Genomic DNA, 19,373 nt, shown 5'->3' on the forward strand with positions numbered 1-19,373 from the left:
TCACACCGGCCTCTTCCCGGCTAAAGCCGGTCCTACGATGACACCGCATTCGTCCAGCTGCACCGCGTGGTCTAAATGTAGGACCGGCTTCAGCCGGGAAGGCGTCGGTCGTCACGCCGCAAAATTGTTGGTGCTCACACCGGCCTCTTCCCGGCTAAAGCCAGTCCCACTGAAAGCATGCATTCCTCCAGTGGCACCCCATGCGCCAGACGTAGGGCCGGCGCAAGCCGGGACAGCTTCAGGCGCTCTGCCCTTCGAGTTCAGCGAGCATGTCCTGGGGGATCACCAGCTCGGTGGCAGTAAGGTTTTCGTGCAGATGCGCCACCGAGGAGGTGCCCGGAATAAGCAGCAGGTTGGGCGCACGCTGCAGCAGCCATGCCAGTGCCACGCACATTGGCGAGGTGTCGAGGCGTGTGGCGACGTCCGACAGCGTCTGCGACTGCAACGGCGTGAAACCGCCCAGCGGGAAGAACGGCACGTAGGCGATGCCCTGCTTGCCGAGTTCTGCGATCAGCTGCTCGTCATCTCGGTGGGCCAGGTTGTAATGGTTCTGCACGCAAACCACCTGGGCAATGCCCTGCGCCTCGGCAACCTGTTTCGCACTGACGTTGCTCAGGCCCAGATGCTGAATCAGCCCCTGACGCTGCAATTCAGCCAGCGCACTGAACTGCTCGGCTATCGACGCTTCATCCGGCGAATGCCCGGTGCCCCACGCCCTGAAGTTCACCACGTGCAGCGCTTCCAGGCCGAGATTACGCAGGTTGTCGTGCACCGCGCTCACCAGTTCCGCCGGGCTGTTGGCGGGATTCCATGAAGCGTCGGTGCCTCGGGACGCGCCAACCTTGGTGACGATCAGCAGCTCGTCGGCATAAGGATGCAGGGCCTCGCGGATCAGGCGGTTGGTGACATGGGGACCATAGAAGTCGGCCGTGTCGATATGGTTCACGCCGGAAGCAACCGCTTCACGCAGAACGGCGATGGCAGCCGCGTGATCTTTCGGCGGTCCGTAAACGCCGGGCCCTGCCAGCTGCATGGCGCCGTACCCCATGCGGTTGACGGTGCGACCGCCGAATGAAAAGTGTCCTGCCTTGCTGGCCTGGTTCATGGGTGACGCCTCGTGATCAAGAACGTGGGATGGCTCAAGTGGTGGGCTGACTATAGGCGTTGACCGCTGCGCTGATAATCAGGTGCAATCGGCACGGGTTGTACGAGTGAGCGGACAATGGCGACAGACATTCAGGATTTGCTGGCCTTCGTGGCCGTGGTCAACGCAGGCGGTTTTCGTGAAGGCGCACGGCTGAGTGGCAAGTCTGCGTCCAGCCTCAGCGACGCCGTCAGGCGCATGGAATCGCGCCTGGGGGTGCGCCTGCTCAACCGCACCACCCGCAGCGTCGTGCCGACCGAAGCCGGCGCGCGGCTGATGGAACGGATTGTCCCGGCCCTCGGCGAAGTCGAATCCGCGCTGGACGTGGTCAATGATTTCCGCGACCGCCCTTCCGGCACGCTCAGGCTCAACGTGCCCGTCAGCGCCGCCCGCCTGATATTGCCGCAGATCATCACTCCGTTTCTGCAGGCGCACCCGGACATCCGCATGGAAGTGGTCACGGAGGAAAGCTTCGTCGACATGCTCGCCGCCGGCTGCGACGCTGGCATTCGCTACGACGATCGCCTTGAACAGGACATGATCGCCGTGCCCATCGGCCCGCGCGTTCAGCGTTTCGCGACCGCCGCATCGCCGGCGTACCTCGATGCCCGGGGCCGCCCTGAACATCCAAGGGATCTGCTCAACCACAGCTGCCTGCGGGGCAAATTTCCGAGCGGTTTGATACCTTTATGGGAATACGAGCGCGACGGAGAAGAGGTTCGCGTCGAGCCGACCGGCCCGTTGACCGTGCGGATCGGCGGCGCCGTCGACCTTGCCGTGCAAACCGCCATTGACGGCCTGGGCATCGTCTCGTTGTTCGAAGACTGGTTGCGTCCCCATCTGGACAGCGGCGCGCTGGAACCGGTGCTCGAACCCTGGTGGCCAAGCTTCAGCGGGCCGTTTCTGTATTACCCGGGGCGGCGCTATGTGCCATCACCGCTGAGAGCCTTCCTGGACTTCATCCAGCGGCGGGCGTGATGCTTGTCCGTGCACAGAACTGACCAGATATTTTAAATAAATAACTGCAAGTTCATGGTCGAACTAGCCCGCAGGATGTTGCAACTAGATAATCAAGCAAAAAAAACGCTGCATTCAATGCAGCGTTTCTTTTATAGCGTTTGTAGTTGAAGCCGCCAGGGCACTGGCGATCAACCATTTTGACGACCGTAACCCATGATGGTGTAGTCAAGGCTGTGGGTCACGCCGGCGTGGTCAACATAAACCATGGTGGATTGCACCGGACCATCAACTCTCTGTGGGTCCTGGGCGTTTTTAATGCTGATCACTTTCGCGACGTCGATACCTTTGTGGCGGTTGTATTGTTCAACCTGGACCGAGTGCTGTTGGCTGGTGGCCGGGAGTTCGCCGGCAGCGGCAAATACACTGACGAGGGACAGAGCAGCGAAGGCTAATACTTTCATGGTCGTTCTCCAGAAGTTCATTAAGTAGCAAGGGAGCAAAGCGCTTGTCGTTTGCTTCTGGGGCCATTCTGTTCGTGATCGGCGCAGATGATAAATACTTAAAATCGATAAGGCGCATCACCGTCATCGATGCTTGAGTTGATTAGATCAATTTCCGTAATAGACCCTTGCGCATTCTGTTAACTCACAACTTTCAACACATCGAGTGAGACTGGCGCAGCCCCCCTGTTAAGTGCGACAGATGCAGGGACTGCACTACGGCGGAGCGCGTCATGTTGTCGCGGGTGATTGAAGTGCCTGTCGGGAAATATTTTCAGCGCAATCAAACATTTCCAAGGATGAACGTACTACCATTCATCCCGCTGACTCGTCCCGAACCAAAATGTCCGAGCAGACCTATATAAAGCGCTGGCCACTGGCACGGCGCTATTTTTTTAAAACAAACCGAAGCCTTGATGCCGCCTCACGAGCCTGCTCGTGGCGCAGTGCGTCAACCGTGATGACCGTCTGAGGTTGTGATGCAGAAATTGATGATTAACGGCCAGGAGCACGACCTGGATGTCGCCGACGACATGCCATTGTTGTGGGTCCTGCGCGACGTGGTGGGCCTGACCGGCACCAAATACGGTTGCGGCATTGCCCAATGCGGCGTGTGCACCGTGCACCTGGACGGCCAGGCCGTGCGCTCATGCGTACTGCCGGTGAGTGCCGTCGCCGGCCGCAAGGTCACCACCATCGAAGCGGTGGGCGAGCAGGCCGTGGGGCAGGCGGTACAGAAAGCCTGGCTGGACCATGAAGTCGTGCAATGCGGCTACTGCCAGTCGGGGCAGATCATGTCGGCCGTCGCGCTGCTGCAGGAACACCCCAAAGCCAACGACGAGCAGATCGTCAACGCCATGTCGGGCAACCTCTGCCGCTGCGCCACCTACACCCGCATTCGCGCCGCCATCAAAAGCGTCAGCCAGGCCTGAAGGAAGTCATCATGTCCGAATCACAATCATCTGCCGCGATGCTCTCGCGTCGTGGATTGCTCAAAGGCAGCGCGCTACTGGGCGGGCTGGTCATCGGCACCTACCTGCCGGCGTCAGTCACCCGCAGCTTCGCCGCTGATCTGGTCAAGGGCGCCAGCCTGGGCGACAACGCCGAGCAAGGCTATGGCGCCTTCGTGCGCATTGACCACAGCGGCGCCGTCACGCTGATTTCACCGAAGATCGAAATGGGCCAGGGCGTGCAGACCGGCATTGCCATGATGGTCGCCGAAGAGCTCGAAGTGCCGATGAGCCAGATCACCATCACCGAGGCGCCGCCCAATGCAGCGCTGTACACCGACGCGCTGCTGAGCTTTCAGGCCACCGGCGGTTCGACCTCCACCCGCTACAGCTGGGAGCCCCTGCGCAAGGCCGGCGCCGGCGCGCGCATCGTGCTGATCCAGGCCGCGGCCATGCGCTGGAAAGTCGCGCCGAGCCAGTGCCATGCCGAGAACGGCCGGGTCATCGGCCCGAACGGCCAAAGTGCCGGTTACGGTGAGCTGGTCGACGCTGCGGCGAAGCTGCCGCTGCCGACCGAGATCCCCCTCAAAGCCGTCAGCGAATTCAAGCTGCTGGGCAAGCCGGTCCAGCGTTTGGACACCCCGAACAAGGTCAATGGCACGGCGAAATTCACCATCGACCTGCAAGTGCCGGGGATGCTGATTGCGTCCACCCTCACCTGCCCGGTTCATGGCGGCACGCTGCGCGGCGTCAAGAATGAAGACGCTGCGCGCAAGGTCCCCGGCGTGCGCGATATCGTCCGTCTGGACAACGCGGTGGCGGTGACGGCGAGCAACTTCTGGTCCTGCCAGCAAGCGCTCAAGGCGCTGGACATCGACTGGGACCTCGGCCCCCATGCCGGTCTTGATTCGGCCCAGCTGGACAAATCGCTGTTCGAGGCGAGCGCTGGCGACGGTGTGTTCGCGCACCAGTCCGGTGACATCGCCGGGGCGTTGAAAAATGCCTCGAGCCGCTTCGAAGCGATCTACGAACAACCCTTCCTGTCTCACTCCCCTCTGGAGCCGATGACCTGCGTCGCCCATGTGCGCGCCGACGCGTGCGAGTTGTGGGTCGGCTGTCAGGCGCCGGGTATGGCCCAGGCGGGCGCCGCCAAAGTCTGCGGCATGCCGGTGGAAAAGGTGGTGATCCACAACCAGTTGATCGGCGGCGGTTTTGGTCGTCGTCTGGAGTCCGACTTCATCTTCCAGGCCGTGGACATCGCGCGCCAGTTGAGCTACCCGATCAAGCTGATCTGGAGCCGCGAAGAGGACATGACCCACGACCGTTATCGTCCGCACTACGTCGACCGCCTCAATGCGGCGCTGGACAAAGACCTGCGTCCGGTGGGCTGGGAGCATCGCATCGCCGGTGCCTCGGTGGTCGCGGCCTATATCGGCGCATTGCCGGCTGACGGCGTCGATGGCGATGCCGTCGAAGTGGCGAAGGACCCGATCTACACCCTGCCCAACCTGCAGGTGCGCTACATCCGTCACGACCCGGAAGTGATTCCGGTCTCGTGGTGGCGTGGCGTCGGACCGCTGCGCAGCACCTACGCCATCGAGTGCTTCATCGACGAGTTGGCGCACAACGCCAAGGTCGATCCGGTGAAATACCGCCTGGCGCTGATGCAGTCGCAACCCCGCGCCCAGGCGGTGCTGACCAAAGCGGCGCAACTGGTGGAGTGGGACAAATCGCTGCCTGCCGGTTCCGGCCGTGGCGTGGCGGTGACGGCGGTGTTCGGCAGCTTCGTTGCGACCATCGTCGAGCTGGAGAAGCAAGGCGACAAAGGCCTGCGCATCAAGCGGCTGGTGACGGTCATCGACTGCGGCTTCGCGACCAACCCGACCTCCGTAGCGTCGCAGATGGAAGGCGGCACGCTGTTCGGTCTGTCGGCCGCGTTGTTCAACGAAATCCTCATCGAGAAAGGTCAAGTGCAGCAGACCAACTTCCACGAGTACCGGCAGATCCGCATGAGCGACGCGCCACCGGTGGAGGTGCACATCGTCGACAGCGTCGAGACCCCTGGCGGTGTTGGTGAAACCGGGGCCGTGCCCGCTGCGGCCGCGCTGGTCAATGCGGTGTACGCCGCGACCGGTGTGCGTGAGCGTCGTTTGCCGTTGAGCCGCTTTGGCTATTTCACTGTTTGAGGAGCGCGTCATGAACGTTTTGAACACTGCGCTCGGACTTGTGGCCGGTTTGCTGGCCAGCACCGTTTACGCGAGCGACACCCCAGCGATGAGCAAGGGCGAATACCTGACCCGCGCCGCTGATTGCGTGGCCTGCCACGTAGTGCCGGGCGGCAAGCCGTACGCCGGCGGGCTGGAATTCAAATTGCCGTTCGGCAGCCTGTATTCCCCCAACATCACCCCGGACAAAGAAACCGGGATCGGCAACTGGACCGACGACGAATTCGTCGACGCCCTGCAAAAAGGCATGGGCAAGGACGGCAAGCATTACTACCCGGCCTTCCCTTACACCTCGTACACGCTGATGTCCCGGGAAGACATCCTGGCGATCAAGGGCTACTTGTTCAGCCTTGAGCCGGTGAAGCAGATGCCGCCCGAAAACAAAATTTCGTTCCCGTTCAATCAGCGCTGGGGAATGATGTTCTGGAACGCGATTTTCGCCGGCAACGAACGCTTCGTCCCGGACAGCAAGCAGTCGGCTGAATGGAATCGTGGCGCGTATCTGGTGCAGGGCCCGGGCCACTGCGGCGAATGCCATACCCCACGCAACATCTTCCAGGCGATGAGCACCGGCAACTCTCTGGCGGGTGCGGAACTGGGCAACTGGATGGCCTACAACATCAGTTCCGACGCCAAATACGGCATCGGCGCCTGGCCGGAAGACGCCATCGTCAGCTACCTGTCGAAGGGCTACGCGGCCGGTTTCGGCGGCGCGGGCGGGCCAATGGGTGACGCGGTCGAGCACAGCCTGCGCTACCTTGATCCAGCGGACCTGAAAGCCATCGCGGTGTACCTCAAGAGCACGCCGGCGAGAAGCGAAGGCATCCCCCGCCCAACCATGGCGGTGAACGACGCCGCGCTGCAAAAGGGGCTCGGCCAGAAGCTGTTCAACGACACCTGCGTGGCCTGTCACCAGATCGACGGCAGCGGGCGGCAATCACCGGCGGGTGGGTTGGCCGGTTTGAAAACCGTCAACGACCCCAAAGGCCGGAACCTGATGGCGACGCTGCTGGAAGGTCACACGCCAACCGCGGCACGGGTCGACCAGCGCATGCCTGACTTCGCCCGCAGCTACAGCGACGCTGAACTGGCTGCCGTGAGCACCTTCGTGCTGCGTCGGTTCGGTCAGAGCGACGGCGAGGTCAAAGCCGAAGACGTCGCGAAAAACCGCGCCAGCGCGTTGCATTGATGGAGGGGCGGCGCTGCTGATTCGCCTCTGAGTCAGCCGCGCTGCCAGGCCATTCGGCGGTTCAGGGCTTCGGCACCTGCGCCGCCACCGCTGCCTTGTCGATCACCGACGCGACGTTGACGATACGCCCCGCCTCAAACGTGTAGAACACGTTCTCCGTAAACTGCACCCTCCTCCCGTTCACCGCCACCTCGAACAGCTCGCCCACCGGCGTGCAATCGAACGTCAGCCGCGCGGCAATGTGCGGTGGCTCGGCGATCAGCAGATCGATGACGAAACGCAGGTCAGGAATGGCGCGGAAATCCCGCTCCAGCATTTGCCGATAGCCGGCCAGGCCGACGCGCTCGCCGTTGTAATGCACGTCCTCGCCGACGAAGTCTCCCAAGGCAGCCCAGTCCTGACGATTGAGGCAGGCGATGTAGCCGGTGTAGGCGTCTTTGAGTGTCTGGTGGTCCATGGTGTCTCCCGGGGTGGGTAGGGCGAATGAATGTAAGTCCCACTGCAAACAGGCGATGCTTTTAGTGGGACTGGCTTTAGCCGGGAAAAGGCCATCGTAAACACCATCAATTTTGCAGTGTGACGACGGACGCTTTCCCGGCCAAAGCCGGTCCCACTGAATGACTGCCGTGTGTCAGTTTCATCGGGACCACACCGATTCCGCTGGATGCACGCGATGCTTTTAGTAGGACTGGCTTTAGCCGGGAAGAGGCCTGCGTAAACACCATCAATTTTGCAGTGTGACGACTGACGCTTTCCCGGCTAAAGCCGTTCCTACTAAATGACTGCGGTGTTTCAGTTTCATCGGTACCCCATCGGTGCTGCTGGATGCACGCGATGCTTTTAGTAGGACTGGCTTTAGCCGGGAAGAGGCCAGCGTGAACACCATCAATTCTGCAGTGTGACGACTGACGCCTTCCCGGCTGAAGCCGGTCCCACTAAATGACTGCGGTGTTTCAGTTTCATCGGTACACCACCGGTGCTGCTGGATGCACGCGATGCTTTTAGTGGGACTGGCTTTAGCCGGGAAAAGGCCATCGTAAACACCATCAATTTTGCAGTGTGACGACTGACGCCTTCCCGGCTGAAGCCGGTCCCACTGAATGACTGCGGTGTGTCATTGCTACTGGCTGCAAGAAGATGCCTCAGCCAGGAAGTGCTAGGTTATCCGCACTGACTCCATGAAGGCGCAATCATGTCCTCCCACCCTCCCTTCTCCGGTGCGAAAGTCGCGATTCTGTGCAACGGTTCGCTGCTGACGTACCAACGCGATGACAAGCCGGAGATCCCGTGGCCGAATCTGTGGGACCTGCCCGGCGGCGGCCGCGAAGGCGACGAGACCCCGGAAGAGTGCGCCGTGCGGGAGACGATGGAAGAATTCGGCATCGTCCTCGACCCCGCTTCCTTCATCCACAAACGGGTCTACCCGGGTCAGGGCGTCAACGGGCTCGACACCTGGTTTTTCGTCGCTGAAGTGGCTGACGGCCTTTTCGATCAGGTGGTGTTCGGCGACGAAGGCCAGCGCTGGCAGGTGATGACGGTGGAGGCGTTTCTTGCGATGGACAACGCGGTTGACCGCCTGCAACACCGCTTACGCGAGTTCATGGATCAGTAGCGTTGACACGTCCGGCCCCGAAGGACGCCCGCCCCGACTCACCCAAACAGAGACAAATTGACGCAGGCATGGCGTTTTTTTGATATCGTCACCGGAATTAACTAACCGGTTAATTACGCGACGGATAATGCCGGAAGAACTCCATCTGGCAGCCATCACGCTCTAAACCCTTGTCCCCACCTCACTTGATCGGTCGTCCACGACCCTTCTTCGCGTCAGCAGGAATGCCTCATGAATCACTCACAACCTTCGGCAGCCGTCAGCCGCTGGCCCATTCGGGTCGTCGCGCTGGGCGTGCTGGTTTTCGGATTACTTTTTGCAGCCGGCGGCGGCTATCTCGTCACGCTAGGCGGCAGTGCGTATTTCCTGCTGGCCGGTCTGGGCCTGATTATCTCGGCCGTCCTGCTGTTCCGGCGTCGCCTGTCAGGCGCGTGGCTGTTCGCAGCGGTGATGCTGCTAACGCTGATCTGGGCGCTGGTGGACGCCGGGCTGGTGTTCTGGCCGCTGGTTTCCCGCCTGTTTGCCCTCGGCGTGCTGAGTCTGCTGGTCGCGCTGATCTACCCTTCCCTGCGCAAGGCCAATGGCCTCGCAGCCGGTCGCGTCGGTTACCTCGTTGGTGGTGTGCTGGCGGTGGCGCTGGTCGCCGGGTTCTGGGGGATGTTTCAGCCCCACGCCTCGGTGTCGCCGACGGGGGATGGCCCGGCGCTGACCAAAGTCGATCCGGCCCACGCGCAGAAAGACTGGGCGCATTATGGCAATGACGAGGGCGGCAGCCGTTTTGCGGCGCTGGACCAGATCAACCGCGACAACGTCAGCAAGCTGGTGCCGGCCTGGACCTACCACACCGGCGACGTCGCCATCAGCGACGGCAATGGCGCCGAAGACCAGATGACCCCGTTGCAGATCGGCGACAAGGTGTTCATCTGCACGCCCCACAACAATGTCATCGCGCTGGACGCCGATACCGGCAAGCAGCTGTGGAAAAACGAAATCAACGCCAAGTCCGCCGTGTGGCAACGCTGCCGCGGGCTGGCCTATTTCGATGCCAGCGCCGCCGTCGCGCCACCCACCGATGACAGCACCCCCGCCGCGCCGGTCGCAGTGCCGGCCGGCGCCAACTGCCAGCGTCGTTTGCTGACCAACACCATCGACGCGCGCCTGATTGCCGTGGACGCCGACACCGGCGAGTTCTGCCAGGGCTTCGGCAACAACGGCCAGGTCGACCTCAAGGCCGGTCTGGGCAACGTGCCCGATTCCTACTATCAACTGTCATCGGCGCCGCTGATGGCCGGCACCACCGTGGTCGTCGGCGGACGCGTGGCCGACAACGTACAGGCCGACATGCCGGGCGGCGTGATCCGGGGCTTTGACGTGGTCACCGGGCAGATGCGCTGGGCGTTCGATCCGGGCAATCCCGAAGACAAGCAGGCCCCTGCCGCCGACAAAACCTATGTGCGCAGCACGCCGAACAGTTGGGCACCGATGTCCTACGACCCGGCCATGAACACGCTGTTCCTGCCGATGGGCAGTTCGTCCACCGATATTTATGGTGTGAAACGCACGGAGCTCGACCACACCTACGGCGCCTCGGTGCTGGCATTGAACGCCACCACCGGCGTGCAGAAGTGGGTGTATCAGACGGTCCACAACGACCTCTGGGATTTCGACCTGCCGATGCAGCCGAGCCTGATCGACTTCGCCAAGCCTGACGGCAGCAAGGTGCCGGCGCTGGTCATCGGCACCAAGGCCGGGCAGATTTTCGTCCTCGATCGTCACACCGGCCAGCCGCTGACCGAGGTCAAGGAAGTCCCGGTCAAGGCGTCGAACATCCCCAACGAACCCTACTCGCCGACCCAGCCAAAATCCGTGGGCATGCCGCAGATCGGCGCGCAGACCCTGACCGAGTCGGACATGTGGGGCGCCACGCCGTTCGACCAGTTGCTGTGCCGGATTTCGTTCAAGAAGATGCGCTACGAGGGCCTGTTCACGGCGCCCGGCACCGATATTTCGCTGAGCTTTCCGGGCTCTCTGGGCGGGATGAACTGGGGCAGCCTGTCGACCGACCCGGTGCATGGCTTCATCTTCGTCAATGACATGCGCCTGGGCCTGTGGATTCAGATGGTGCCGCAACTGAAGGACGCCATTGCGGCGTCCGGCGGTGAAGCGTTGAACACCGGCATGGGCGCCGTGCCGCTGAAAGGCACCCCTTACGCCGTAAACAAAAACCGCTTCCTGTCCGTGGCAGGCATTCCGTGCCAGGCGCCGCCGTTCGGCACGCTGACCGCCATCGACATGAAGACCCAAAAAATTGCCTGGCAAGTGCCGGTGGGCACCGTTCAGGACACTGGCCCGATGGGCATCAAAATGCACCTGCCGCTGCCGATCGGCATGCCGACGCTGGGGGGCACGCTGTCGACCCAGGGCGGTCTGGTGTTCATCGCCGGCACCCAGGATTACTACCTGCGCGCGTTCAACAGCGCCAACGGCGAAGAAGCCTGGAAAGCCCGCTTGCCCGTTGGCAGTCAGGGCGGCCCGATGACGTATGTGTCACCGAAGACCGGCAAGCAGTACATCGTCATCACCGCCGGCGGCGCCCGTCAGTCGGCGGATCGCGGTGATTACGTGATTGCCTACGCGTTGCCTGACAGCAAGTAACCGCTCCCACAAAAAAACCGCTGACGCCTTGATGAGGGGGCGCAGCGGGTTTTTTTGCATCAGGGGAAAGGCTCAGGCCGGATTCACCTTGGGAACTGCCTTTACCTTGTGGGACCGGCTTCAGCCGGGAAGGCGTCGGGCGTCACGCTGCAAAATCGAGGGCGATTACACCGGCCTCTTCCCGGCTAAAGCCGGTCCCACTATCGAACCGCATTCGCCTTGTAGGCAGCGATCAATTACTCGCCACTTCCGCCGAATTACCGGTAGTCACCAGCGCCTTGAGCGAAGCATCGAACTGCTTCAGGGCGTTGATCTGCAGATCGCGCTGCTGGTTGATCTGCGCGGCGATCTCCGGAGCGGCCTTGTCGTGTACCCACACCGAGGTCAGCTCTTTCGCGCCGAGGCCTTCAGCCTTGCCGATGTATTGCAGGTTCGAGTCGTAGAACTTCGCGATGAAGCGCGCTTCCACTTGAGAGTTACGCTGGGACACCAGGCGGCTGTAGGTGTCGAGCATCACCACCACGTCCGGCCGCGCCTGCATCAGCGCGTCGAGATTGTCATACACGGTCACCGATGCGAACTGTTTCTCCAAAGAACCTCTCAGCCAGTCCATCGCCAGTTTCGGATCGGAGCTGCTCACGAACGCCTCACGAATACGCGAATCCAGCCCGCCGTTCTTGACGCCTTTCAGCGCCACCGCGTGATAACGCTCAAGGTATTCGAGGGTGCTGACGGTGTTTTCGCTGTAGAGCACACCAACGCTTTGAGAAGACTGCAGCGCCATACGGCTTTCAACCACCGGCAGCAAATGGCACGCCTCGGCATCTGCCGCCGAAGCAGTGACCGCCGCGGAAGCAGAACCCGACGCGACAAATCCGCTGGACAGCACGGCGACGAGGGTCAGCAGGGTTGAAATTTTCATCGCGTGGCGTCCTTCTCAAGCAAGTTCGGTATGGGGCCATCCTCCTCTCTTCCGAGAAAAAGAGAACTCGCCTACCGTGATGGTCACTATCGATTTCAGGAATGATAGGCGGAGTGAGAAACACCTTTACCGATGCTTCAACAAAGCCCGCTGCCCTCTCCTCTTGTACCCTTCAATACACGTAACGCCCAACTGCCCGACGTACTGCCTGTAACGCTACCCGCAATGCAGCCAGATCCAGAGAGCCCAACGCCAGGCGAATCCCGTGGGGGACAACGCTGGACGTGGCGAAGGGTTCGGCAGTCGAGACCGCCACCTTGTCCGCCAGCAACGCCATGGCCACCTGATCGGCCCTGGCATCCTCCGGCAGGTGCACCCATAAAAAATAGGACGCCGGGTGACTGATGACGTTCAACCCGATTAACAGCTCTCGGGCAAGCGCTTGTCGGGCCCGTGCGTCGAGGCGTTTTTCCGCCTCAAGGCGCGCGACGGTGCCGTCCTCGATCCAGCCGCAGACCAGCGACGTCATCACCCCCGGCGTGTTCCATACTGTCGCCCGGATCGCCCGCTCGATGGCGGACACCCATTGCAGCGGCGCGACCATGTAGCCCACCCGCAGCCCGGTCGCGATGTTCTTCGAGAACCCCGAGACGTACACGGTCAGCTCCGGCGCTAACGCTTTCAACGGCGCGGGCGGCTCGTCGGCCAGAAATGCGTAGGCCGCGTCCTCGATCAACAGCAGGCCGTGCTGCCGAGCGATGCGCACCAAGTGCTCGCGCCACGACAGGTCCATCACCCAGCCCATGGGATTGTGCAGCGTCGGCATCGTGTAGACCGCCTTGACTCGCCGTCGCTGGCAGAGCTTTTCAAGGGCGTCCAGATCAGGACCATCGTCAGCATAGGGGATCGCCACCAGCTCCAGCCGATGCGCATCAGCCACCACTTTGAACCCCGAATAGGTCAGCGCATCCACCGCGACCACATCACCCGGTTTGAGCAAGGCCATCACCGTGACCGCCAGGCCATGCTGCGCGCCGCTGACGATCACCACCTCCTCGGCCTCGACCGTTAATCCCCGAGCAGCAAGGTGCCGCGCCATGCAAGCGCGCTCATGGCTTCGGCCGGCATGGGGCTGATAGCGCAGCAGTGCCTCCAGATCGCCCGACAACGCCAATTGGCGAAGGCCGTTGCGCAGCAGTTCGGCCTGGCCCGGCAACGTCGGGTAGTTGAAATTGAGGTCGAGCACACCGGGCACGCTGGTCTGCTGATCGACGCCATGACTGAGCGGCAGGGCGATTTCCCGGACAAAGGTGCCGCGCCCGGTTTCGCCACTCACCAGGCCCATGGCTTCAAGCTCAGCATAGACCCGGGATGCCGTGACCAGCGCCAGGCCTTCAGCTGCCGCCAACTGACGATGGGGCGGCAGGCGCGTCCCGGGCGCCAGTTCGCCGGTTGAGATCTGCGCGGCGAATCGGTCGACAAGGATTTTGTAGCGGGCGCGTGGCATAAGCACTGTATCCATGACAATTTTTTGATTGTGCTGATATTGCTCTTTAGGCTGCTCCTTGCGCCACCTCGGCGGCCGCCCCGGTCGGCAACACACCATCAACCGGAAACAGCGTTCTCACGCCTGCGCCCCAAGAGTCCGCATCGCATGGAAATCTCTTCAAAGCCCCAGCCCCTGACGGCAAAACCCTCCACTGCCGGATGGCTGAACGGCCTGATCGGCGTGATCATTTTCAGCGGCTCACTGCCTGCCACGCGCCTCGCAGTGCTGGAGTTCGCGCCGCTTTTCCTGACCGTCGCCAGAGCGTCCATTGCCGGCGCGGTTGCCCTGTGCCTGTTGCTGGTGCTGCGAGAGAAACGCCCCAACCGCCGTCAACTGATGCCGCTACTCATCGTCGCCAGTGGCGTGGTGATCGGCTTCCCGTTGCTCACCGCACTGGCGCTGCAATACGTTACGTCGGCGCACTCCATCGTTTTTGTCGGCCTGTTGCCGTTGGCGACTGCCGTGTTCGCCGTGCTGCGCGGCGGCGAGCGTCCGCGTCCGGTGTTCTGGGTGTTCTCGTTGCTGGGCAGTGCGCTGGTGGTGGGATTCGCCTGCGCTCAGGGGCTGTCGGCGTCACCAGCGGGGGATCTGCTGATGTTGCTGGCGATTGTCGTCTGCGGCCTGGCTTACGCCGAAGGCGCCACGCTGTCCCGAACCCTCGGCGGGTGGCAGGTCATCTGCTGGGCGCTGGTGCTGGCGTTGCCGCTCATGCTGATCCTGACCCTGCTCAGCGCGCCGCCAGCCCTGTCCACCATCAGCGCACCGGCGTGGGTGAGCCTGGGCTACGTGTCGCTGTTCAGCATGTTGATTGGCTTCGTGTTCTGGTACCGCGGTCTTGCCCAGGGCGGGATCGCTGCGGTGGGACAATTGCAGTTGCTGCAGCCCTTTTTTGGTCTGACGCTGGCCGCGACCCTCCTGCATGAACGCGTCAGCGTGGGCATGCTGGTCGTAACCGTCGGGGTGATTCTCTGCGTGGCGGGAGCGCGGCGATTTTCACGCTAGCTGCAGGCACGACCAAGGGGCGGCCCAAACGAAAAATGCCGGTGATCATCACCGGCATTTTTCATTTCATCGCTGCGCCATCACTTGGCCTGACTGACGCGCCAGACCTTATTGCCCACATCGTCCGCCACCAGCAACGCGCCCTGTTTATCGAGGATCACGCCGACCGGACGGCCCTGCGCGTCGCCGTCGGCGTTGAGGAAGCCGGTCAGGACGTCCACCGGCAGGCCGGTTGGGCGGCCATCCTTGAAGCCGACGAAGACGACTTTGTAGCCGGCCTGGGGATTGCGGTTCCACGAGCCGTGCTCGCCGACGAACACGCCGTCAGCAAATTTGGCCGGCATGCCGCGCGGGTCGGACCAGGTCAGGCCCAGCGGCGCGACGTGGGTGCCGAGGGCGTAATCCGGGGCGATGGCCTTGGCGACCATGTCCGGGCGCGGCGGCTGCAGGCGGCTGTCGACGTGTTGGCCGTAGTAGCTCCAGGGCCAGCCGTAGAACGCGCCGTCCTTGACCGAGGTCAGGTAATCCGGCACCAGGTCGCTGCCGATTTCGTCACGCTCGTTGACCACCGTCCACAGCTCGTTGCTGCCCGGCTTCCAGGCCAGCCCGTTGGGGTTGCGCAGGCCGCTGGCGAACAGGCGTTTCTGCCCGGTCTTGACGTCAACTTCCCAGACCGCCGCGCGACCTTCTTCGGCTTCCAGACCGTTCTCGCCCACGTTGCTGTTCGAGCCAACGGTGACGTACAGCTTGGTGCCTTCGCGGTTGGCGATGATGTTCTTGGTCCAGTGGTGATTGATGCCCGCCGGCAGGTCGGTGACTTTCACCGGCTTGGCGGTGCTTTCGGTCTGGCCGTCGTTGTACGGGACCTTGACCACCGCGTCGGCATTGGCGATGAACAACTCGTTGCCCACCAGCACCATGCCGAACGGCGAAGTCAGGCCGCTGATGAACACCTTCTTCATTTCCGCGCGGCCATCGCCGTCGGCATCGCGCAGGATGCTGATGCGGTTGGCGCTCTCGGCTTCGGCGCCCACCCGGCTCATGACGATCCCGGTGGCGGTGCGCTTGATCCAGGCCATCACGCCCGGCCCGCCGTCCGTCGCGCCTTCAGGCTTGGGCGGCTTGTTGCTTTCGGCCACCAGGATGTCGCCGTTGGGCAGGCTGTACAGCCAGCGCGGGTGATCGAGGTTCTCGGCCAACGCGCTGACCTTGAAGCCCTCGGCGGCCTTGGGCGTGTCGGTGCCCTTCCAGCCGACGGCCTTGGACACCTTGACCGTCGGAATCAGCGTGCTGTTCGGCTCGGGCAGTTGCGGCTGCGCGCCTACACCCGCCTGGAACGGCAGCTTGGCGGTCTCGCCGCAGGCACTGAGCATCGCAGCAGTGGTCATCAGCAGTGCAAATCGGTGCATCGCAATCATCGTTCAACCTCGCGGCGGCCATCCATGGGCCCATTGTTTTGAGAATTAGAAGCTGGGAGAAGCAAACGCTTCAAGAGACATAAGGCTGACAAGTATCGCCACGTCGACCGACAGCAAACAGCTCATGGGACGCAAATGACATTTGCCCTTGGGGCATCAATAAAACGACCACCGCGCGAGGCTCAGGGTTCAATAATCTGCGCCGACACGTCGCGTACGGGGCCGAGGGGTTAGCCATATCGGCCGATTTTAGCTACGCTGCCCTCCCACCACCCCAGAGCCAGATCCGATGAACCGCCCAGAGTTTGCTTTGGATGTTGAGGCGATCAGTGCGATCCCTGCCGTGCCCGTCATTCTGAGCATGGTCAAGCACATCACCGGCATGCGCTTCGCGGCGATCGCCAGGGTCACGCAAAGCCACTGGGTGGCCTGCGCCGTCGATGACTCGATCAATTTCGGCCTCAAGCCGGGCGGCGAGTTGGTGCTGGAATCGACCATCTGCCATGAGATCAGGCAGCATCAGCAACCCGTGGTCTTCGGCCACGCCAGCGCCGACCCGCAGTTCGCCACCCATCACACGCCCAACATCTACGGGCTGGAAAGCTACATATCGATCCCCATCGTTCTGGCCGACGGCCGCTTCTTCGGCACGCTGTGCGCGATCGATTCAGTGCCGGCCAATCTGGGCGATCCTGCCATCGTCAAGACGCTGACCCTGTTCGCGCAGTTGATCGCCATGAGCCTGGACACCCAGGGTCACCTGGAGACCGCCCGCGCCGAGCTGACCGACGCCAACGAACACGGCCGGCTGCGCGAACAGTTCATGGCGGTGCTGGGCCACGACCTGCGTACGCCGTTGAGTGCGATCCGCATGAGCGCCGACCTGTTGGCGACCAAAACCGAAGACAAGCGCTCGCTGGGGCTGGTGGCGGCCATCCGGCAGAGCTCGATCCGCATGGGCGTGCTGATCGAGAACGTGCTGGATTTTGCCCGGGGCCGAATGGGCGGCGGGATTCCGGTGAAGCGCCACATCACCGACGAACTTCCCGAGGTGTTGACAGCGACGGTGGACGAGATCCGCGCGTCGCACCCGCAGGCGAGCTTCATCGAGGCCATCGACCTCAGCGGCACCGTCTACTGCGACCCGCTGCGCATCAGTCAGTTGCTGTCCAACCTGCTGGGCAACGCGGTCACCCACGGGTCACCCACGACGCCGATCCATCTGCACGTATGGCAGGAATGCGATCAGGTCATCATTTCCGTCATGAATTATGGCGCGCCCATTTCGCCACGGTTGATGCCGCTGCTGTTCGAGCCCTTCACCCGGTCCGAAGCCGGTGGTCGCGGGGAAGGCCTGGGACTAGGGCTGTACATCGCCTCACAGATCGCCACTGCCCATGACGGGATCCTGACCGTGAGCTCATCGGCGGAACTGGGCACCTGTTTTATCGCGCGTTTTCCTTCTGAGCCGCCTGCCTGAGCGCCGATTGCCGATTTCGGCACGGCCACCCGGCGGCGCTGCGCTGCACATTGATTTTTCGCCATCACCCGGTTTTCTGAAGCCCCCTTCCCTGAGGAGAGCACCTGACATGCTTCTGCACCAGTCCACGTGGATCGAGATCGAGCAGTTTCTCAAACGCAGCCGCACGATCGTCGTGCCCATCGGCTCGAACGAACAACATGGCCCCACCGGCCTGCTCGGCACTGACTGGATGTGCCCGCAGATCATCGCCCACGAAGCGCAGAAGAGCGCCGACATCCTGATCGCGCCGACTTTCAACATCGGCATGGCGCAGCACCATCTGGGCTTTCCCGGGACGATCTCGCTGCGCCCCTCGACGTTCATCGCCGCGATTGGTGACTGGGCTCGCTCGCTGGCGGGCCATGGCTTCGAAAAAATCCTCTTCCTCAATGGGCACGGCGGCAACGTCGCGTCGATCGAGGCAGCGTTTTCCGAGCTGTATGCCGAGGCCAGTTTCGCCGGGCGGTCTGCAGGCTTCGCCATGAAGCTGATCAACTGGTGGGACCTGGAAGGCGTTGGTGAACTCGCCCATCGGCAGTTCCCGGTGGGCCACGGCTCCCACGCGACGCCGTCCGAGATCGCGGTGACCCAGTGGGCTTACCCGGAGTCGATCAAATCAGCGGACTACTCGCCGCAGATTGCCCCGACCGGTCCGATCCGCGAAGCGAAGGATTTTCGAGCGCGCTTCCCCGATGGCCGCATGGGCTCAGACCCTGCGCTGGCCACGCCGGAAAAGGGCGGAGAACTGGTGGCGCTGGCCGCCAAAGGATTGGTGCGCGCGGTTGACGCGTTCAGTCGCGAACCAGCGCTGCATTGATATCGCTGCGTTGACGTGGCTTGGCCGTGCGGCAATAGCGCGCGGCGTTGAACTCGTCCGCCAAACGGCGGCCATAGTGGTATGCGCTTTTTGAAACGGTATGGGACCTGGGGCAGTCTGCAGCGCAACGACCTCGCCCGGTCCCCTTGGCTGACAGGTGATATGTGAATACGTTTATCCCACTGGACAAAGTTGAAGAAATCGATCTGCAGGATTACCACGAGGTCTGGCTGACTACGTCAGAAACCTGGCCACAAGACCCGGCGACGGTCCACCGCAAGTGCCTGTGGCGCCAGGATCGCGAGATGACCTCCGATGTGGAAATCGACGGCGTGTACTTTGAAAACCTTCCGCACCTGTGGCTGCGAGTGGACGATCTCGATGATCAACAGGACATCGACGTGGTCATCGAAAAGCTCAAGATGCGCATTGCCGCACTGAATCTCAAAGGCGAGTTCTATCCTCCCGAGCTGCCGACAGCGGCGCCTCACAAAGACGAAGACGAAATCAAGAAAGACCTGCGCAGCTAGTTCGCTTTACCCCCGCTTCTCTGACGTGCGCCGTTGCTGATCTTCAGCACGGCGCCGTTTTTGTTTCTGCCTCACGCCTTTCCCGTCAGGGTGACCGGCTTCAGCCGGGAAGAGGCCCGCGTGAACACCATCAATCTTCCAGCGTGGCATCCGACGCCTTCCCGGCTAAAGCCAGTCCTACAAGTGCATGCGATCAGTCAGTGGCACCGGCTTTAGCCGTGAAGAGGCCAGTGTAAACACCCTCAATTTTGCAGCGTGGCATCTGACGCCTTCCCGGCTAAAGCCAGTCCTACAAGTGCATGCGATCAGTCAGTAGGACTGGCTTTAGCCGGGAAGAGGCCAGAGTGAACACCCTCGATTTTGCAGCGTGGCATCTGA

16 protein-coding genes are annotated in these 19,373 nt (G+C 62.3%); 10 read left to right on the forward strand and 6 right to left on the reverse strand.

The annotated features are described in order from the left end of the window. Positions 1-238: 238 nt before the first annotated feature. On the reverse strand, positions 239-1,105 hold the full coding sequence (locus QMX88_RS23700; RefSeq protein ID WP_282372668.1) for an aldo/keto reductase family oxidoreductase: 867 nt from the start codon (positions 1,103-1,105) through the stop codon (positions 239-241). A gap of 117 nt (positions 1,106-1,222) precedes the next feature. Between QMX88_RS23700 and QMX88_RS23705 the strand changes: the two genes are divergently transcribed. Continuing rightward, on the forward strand, positions 1,223-2,122 hold the full coding sequence (locus tag QMX88_RS23705) for a LysR family transcriptional regulator (RefSeq protein WP_282372669.1): 900 nt from the start codon (positions 1,223-1,225) through the stop codon (positions 2,120-2,122). 170 nt (positions 2,123-2,292) lie between these two features. On the opposite strand, the gene QMX88_RS23710 is transcribed toward QMX88_RS23705, so the two are convergent. Further along, positions 2,293-2,565: a DUF2790 domain-containing protein gene (locus QMX88_RS23710; protein WP_282372670.1), complete on the reverse strand. Its 273-nt coding sequence runs from the start codon at positions 2,563-2,565 to the stop codon at positions 2,293-2,295. Between the two features lie 518 nt (positions 2,566-3,083). Here QMX88_RS23710 and QMX88_RS23715 point away from each other — a divergent pair. Genes QMX88_RS23715 through QMX88_RS23725 form a run of 3 tightly spaced genes read left to right on the forward strand, consistent with a single transcriptional unit; the run spans position 3,084 to position 6,968 of the window. Then, on the forward strand, positions 3,084-3,536 hold the full coding sequence (locus QMX88_RS23715) for a (2Fe-2S)-binding protein (protein ID WP_282372672.1): 453 nt from the start codon (positions 3,084-3,086) through the stop codon (positions 3,534-3,536). Between the two features lie 11 nt (positions 3,537-3,547). Beyond that, positions 3,548-5,740: a xanthine dehydrogenase family protein molybdopterin-binding subunit gene (locus QMX88_RS23720; RefSeq protein WP_282372673.1), complete on the forward strand. Its 2,193-nt coding sequence runs from the start codon at positions 3,548-3,550 to the stop codon at positions 5,738-5,740. A gap of 10 nt (positions 5,741-5,750) precedes the next feature. Further along, positions 5,751-6,968, forward strand: a complete 1,218-nt coding sequence (locus QMX88_RS23725; RefSeq protein ID WP_282372674.1) for a cytochrome c — start codon at positions 5,751-5,753, stop codon at positions 6,966-6,968. 61 nt (positions 6,969-7,029) lie between these two features. On the opposite strand, the gene QMX88_RS23730 is transcribed toward QMX88_RS23725, so the two are convergent. After that, the gene (locus QMX88_RS23730; protein ID WP_282372675.1) at positions 7,030-7,425 is read right to left on the reverse strand and encodes an ester cyclase; all 396 of its coding nucleotides are present in this window, start codon (positions 7,423-7,425) and stop codon (positions 7,030-7,032) included. 735 nt (positions 7,426-8,160) lie between these two features. On the opposite strand from QMX88_RS23730, the gene QMX88_RS23735 reads away from it, so the two are divergent. Beyond that, the gene (locus QMX88_RS23735; RefSeq protein ID WP_282372676.1) at positions 8,161-8,580 is read left to right on the forward strand and encodes an NUDIX hydrolase; all 420 of its coding nucleotides are present in this window, start codon (positions 8,161-8,163) and stop codon (positions 8,578-8,580) included. Positions 8,581-8,811: 231 nt separating this feature from the next. Further along, complete coding sequence (locus QMX88_RS23740; RefSeq protein WP_282372677.1) at positions 8,812-11,235, forward strand: glucose/quinate/shikimate family membrane-bound PQQ-dependent dehydrogenase; 2,424 nt, start codon at positions 8,812-8,814, stop codon at positions 11,233-11,235. A gap of 232 nt (positions 11,236-11,467) precedes the next feature. Here the strand turns inward: QMX88_RS23740 and QMX88_RS23745 are convergent, their stop codons facing one another. Both QMX88_RS23745 and QMX88_RS23750 read right to left on the reverse strand, forming a co-directional pair. Continuing rightward, the gene (locus QMX88_RS23745) at positions 11,468-12,157 is read right to left on the reverse strand and encodes an ATPase (RefSeq protein WP_282372679.1); all 690 of its coding nucleotides are present in this window, start codon (positions 12,155-12,157) and stop codon (positions 11,468-11,470) included. Between the two features lie 172 nt (positions 12,158-12,329). Beyond that, positions 12,330-13,664: an aminotransferase-like domain-containing protein gene (locus tag QMX88_RS23750; protein ID WP_282372681.1), complete on the reverse strand. Its 1,335-nt coding sequence runs from the start codon at positions 13,662-13,664 to the stop codon at positions 12,330-12,332. Positions 13,665-13,811: 147 nt separating this feature from the next. Here QMX88_RS23750 and QMX88_RS23755 point away from each other — a divergent pair, with 147 nt between their 5' ends. Then, positions 13,812-14,708, forward strand: coding sequence for a DMT family transporter (locus QMX88_RS23755; protein ID WP_282372683.1), 897 nt, complete (start codon positions 13,812-13,814; stop codon positions 14,706-14,708). Between the two features lie 80 nt (positions 14,709-14,788). Here the strand turns inward: QMX88_RS23755 and QMX88_RS23760 are convergent, their stop codons facing one another. Continuing rightward, complete coding sequence (locus tag QMX88_RS23760) at positions 14,789-16,126, reverse strand: PQQ-dependent sugar dehydrogenase (RefSeq protein ID WP_282372684.1); 1,338 nt, start codon at positions 16,124-16,126, stop codon at positions 14,789-14,791. A gap of 289 nt (positions 16,127-16,415) precedes the next feature. Between QMX88_RS23760 and QMX88_RS23765 the strand changes: the two genes are divergently transcribed. The 3 genes from QMX88_RS23765 to QMX88_RS23775 all read left to right on the forward strand — a co-directional run bounded on the left by QMX88_RS23765 (position 16,416) and on the right by QMX88_RS23775 (position 18,995). Then, the gene (locus tag QMX88_RS23765) at positions 16,416-17,606 is read left to right on the forward strand and encodes a GAF domain-containing sensor histidine kinase (RefSeq protein WP_282372685.1); all 1,191 of its coding nucleotides are present in this window, start codon (positions 16,416-16,418) and stop codon (positions 17,604-17,606) included. A gap of 109 nt (positions 17,607-17,715) precedes the next feature. Continuing rightward, complete coding sequence (locus tag QMX88_RS23770; protein ID WP_282372686.1) at positions 17,716-18,465, forward strand: creatininase family protein; 750 nt, start codon at positions 17,716-17,718, stop codon at positions 18,463-18,465. Between the two features lie 164 nt (positions 18,466-18,629). Then, the gene (locus QMX88_RS23775; RefSeq protein ID WP_282372687.1) at positions 18,630-18,995 is read left to right on the forward strand and encodes a hypothetical protein; all 366 of its coding nucleotides are present in this window, start codon (positions 18,630-18,632) and stop codon (positions 18,993-18,995) included. Positions 18,996-19,373: the final 378 nt, after the last annotated feature.

The organism is Pseudomonas sp. PS02290 (assembly GCF_029960075.1).
Taxonomy (GTDB): Bacteria; Pseudomonadota; Gammaproteobacteria; order Pseudomonadales; family Pseudomonadaceae; genus Aquipseudomonas.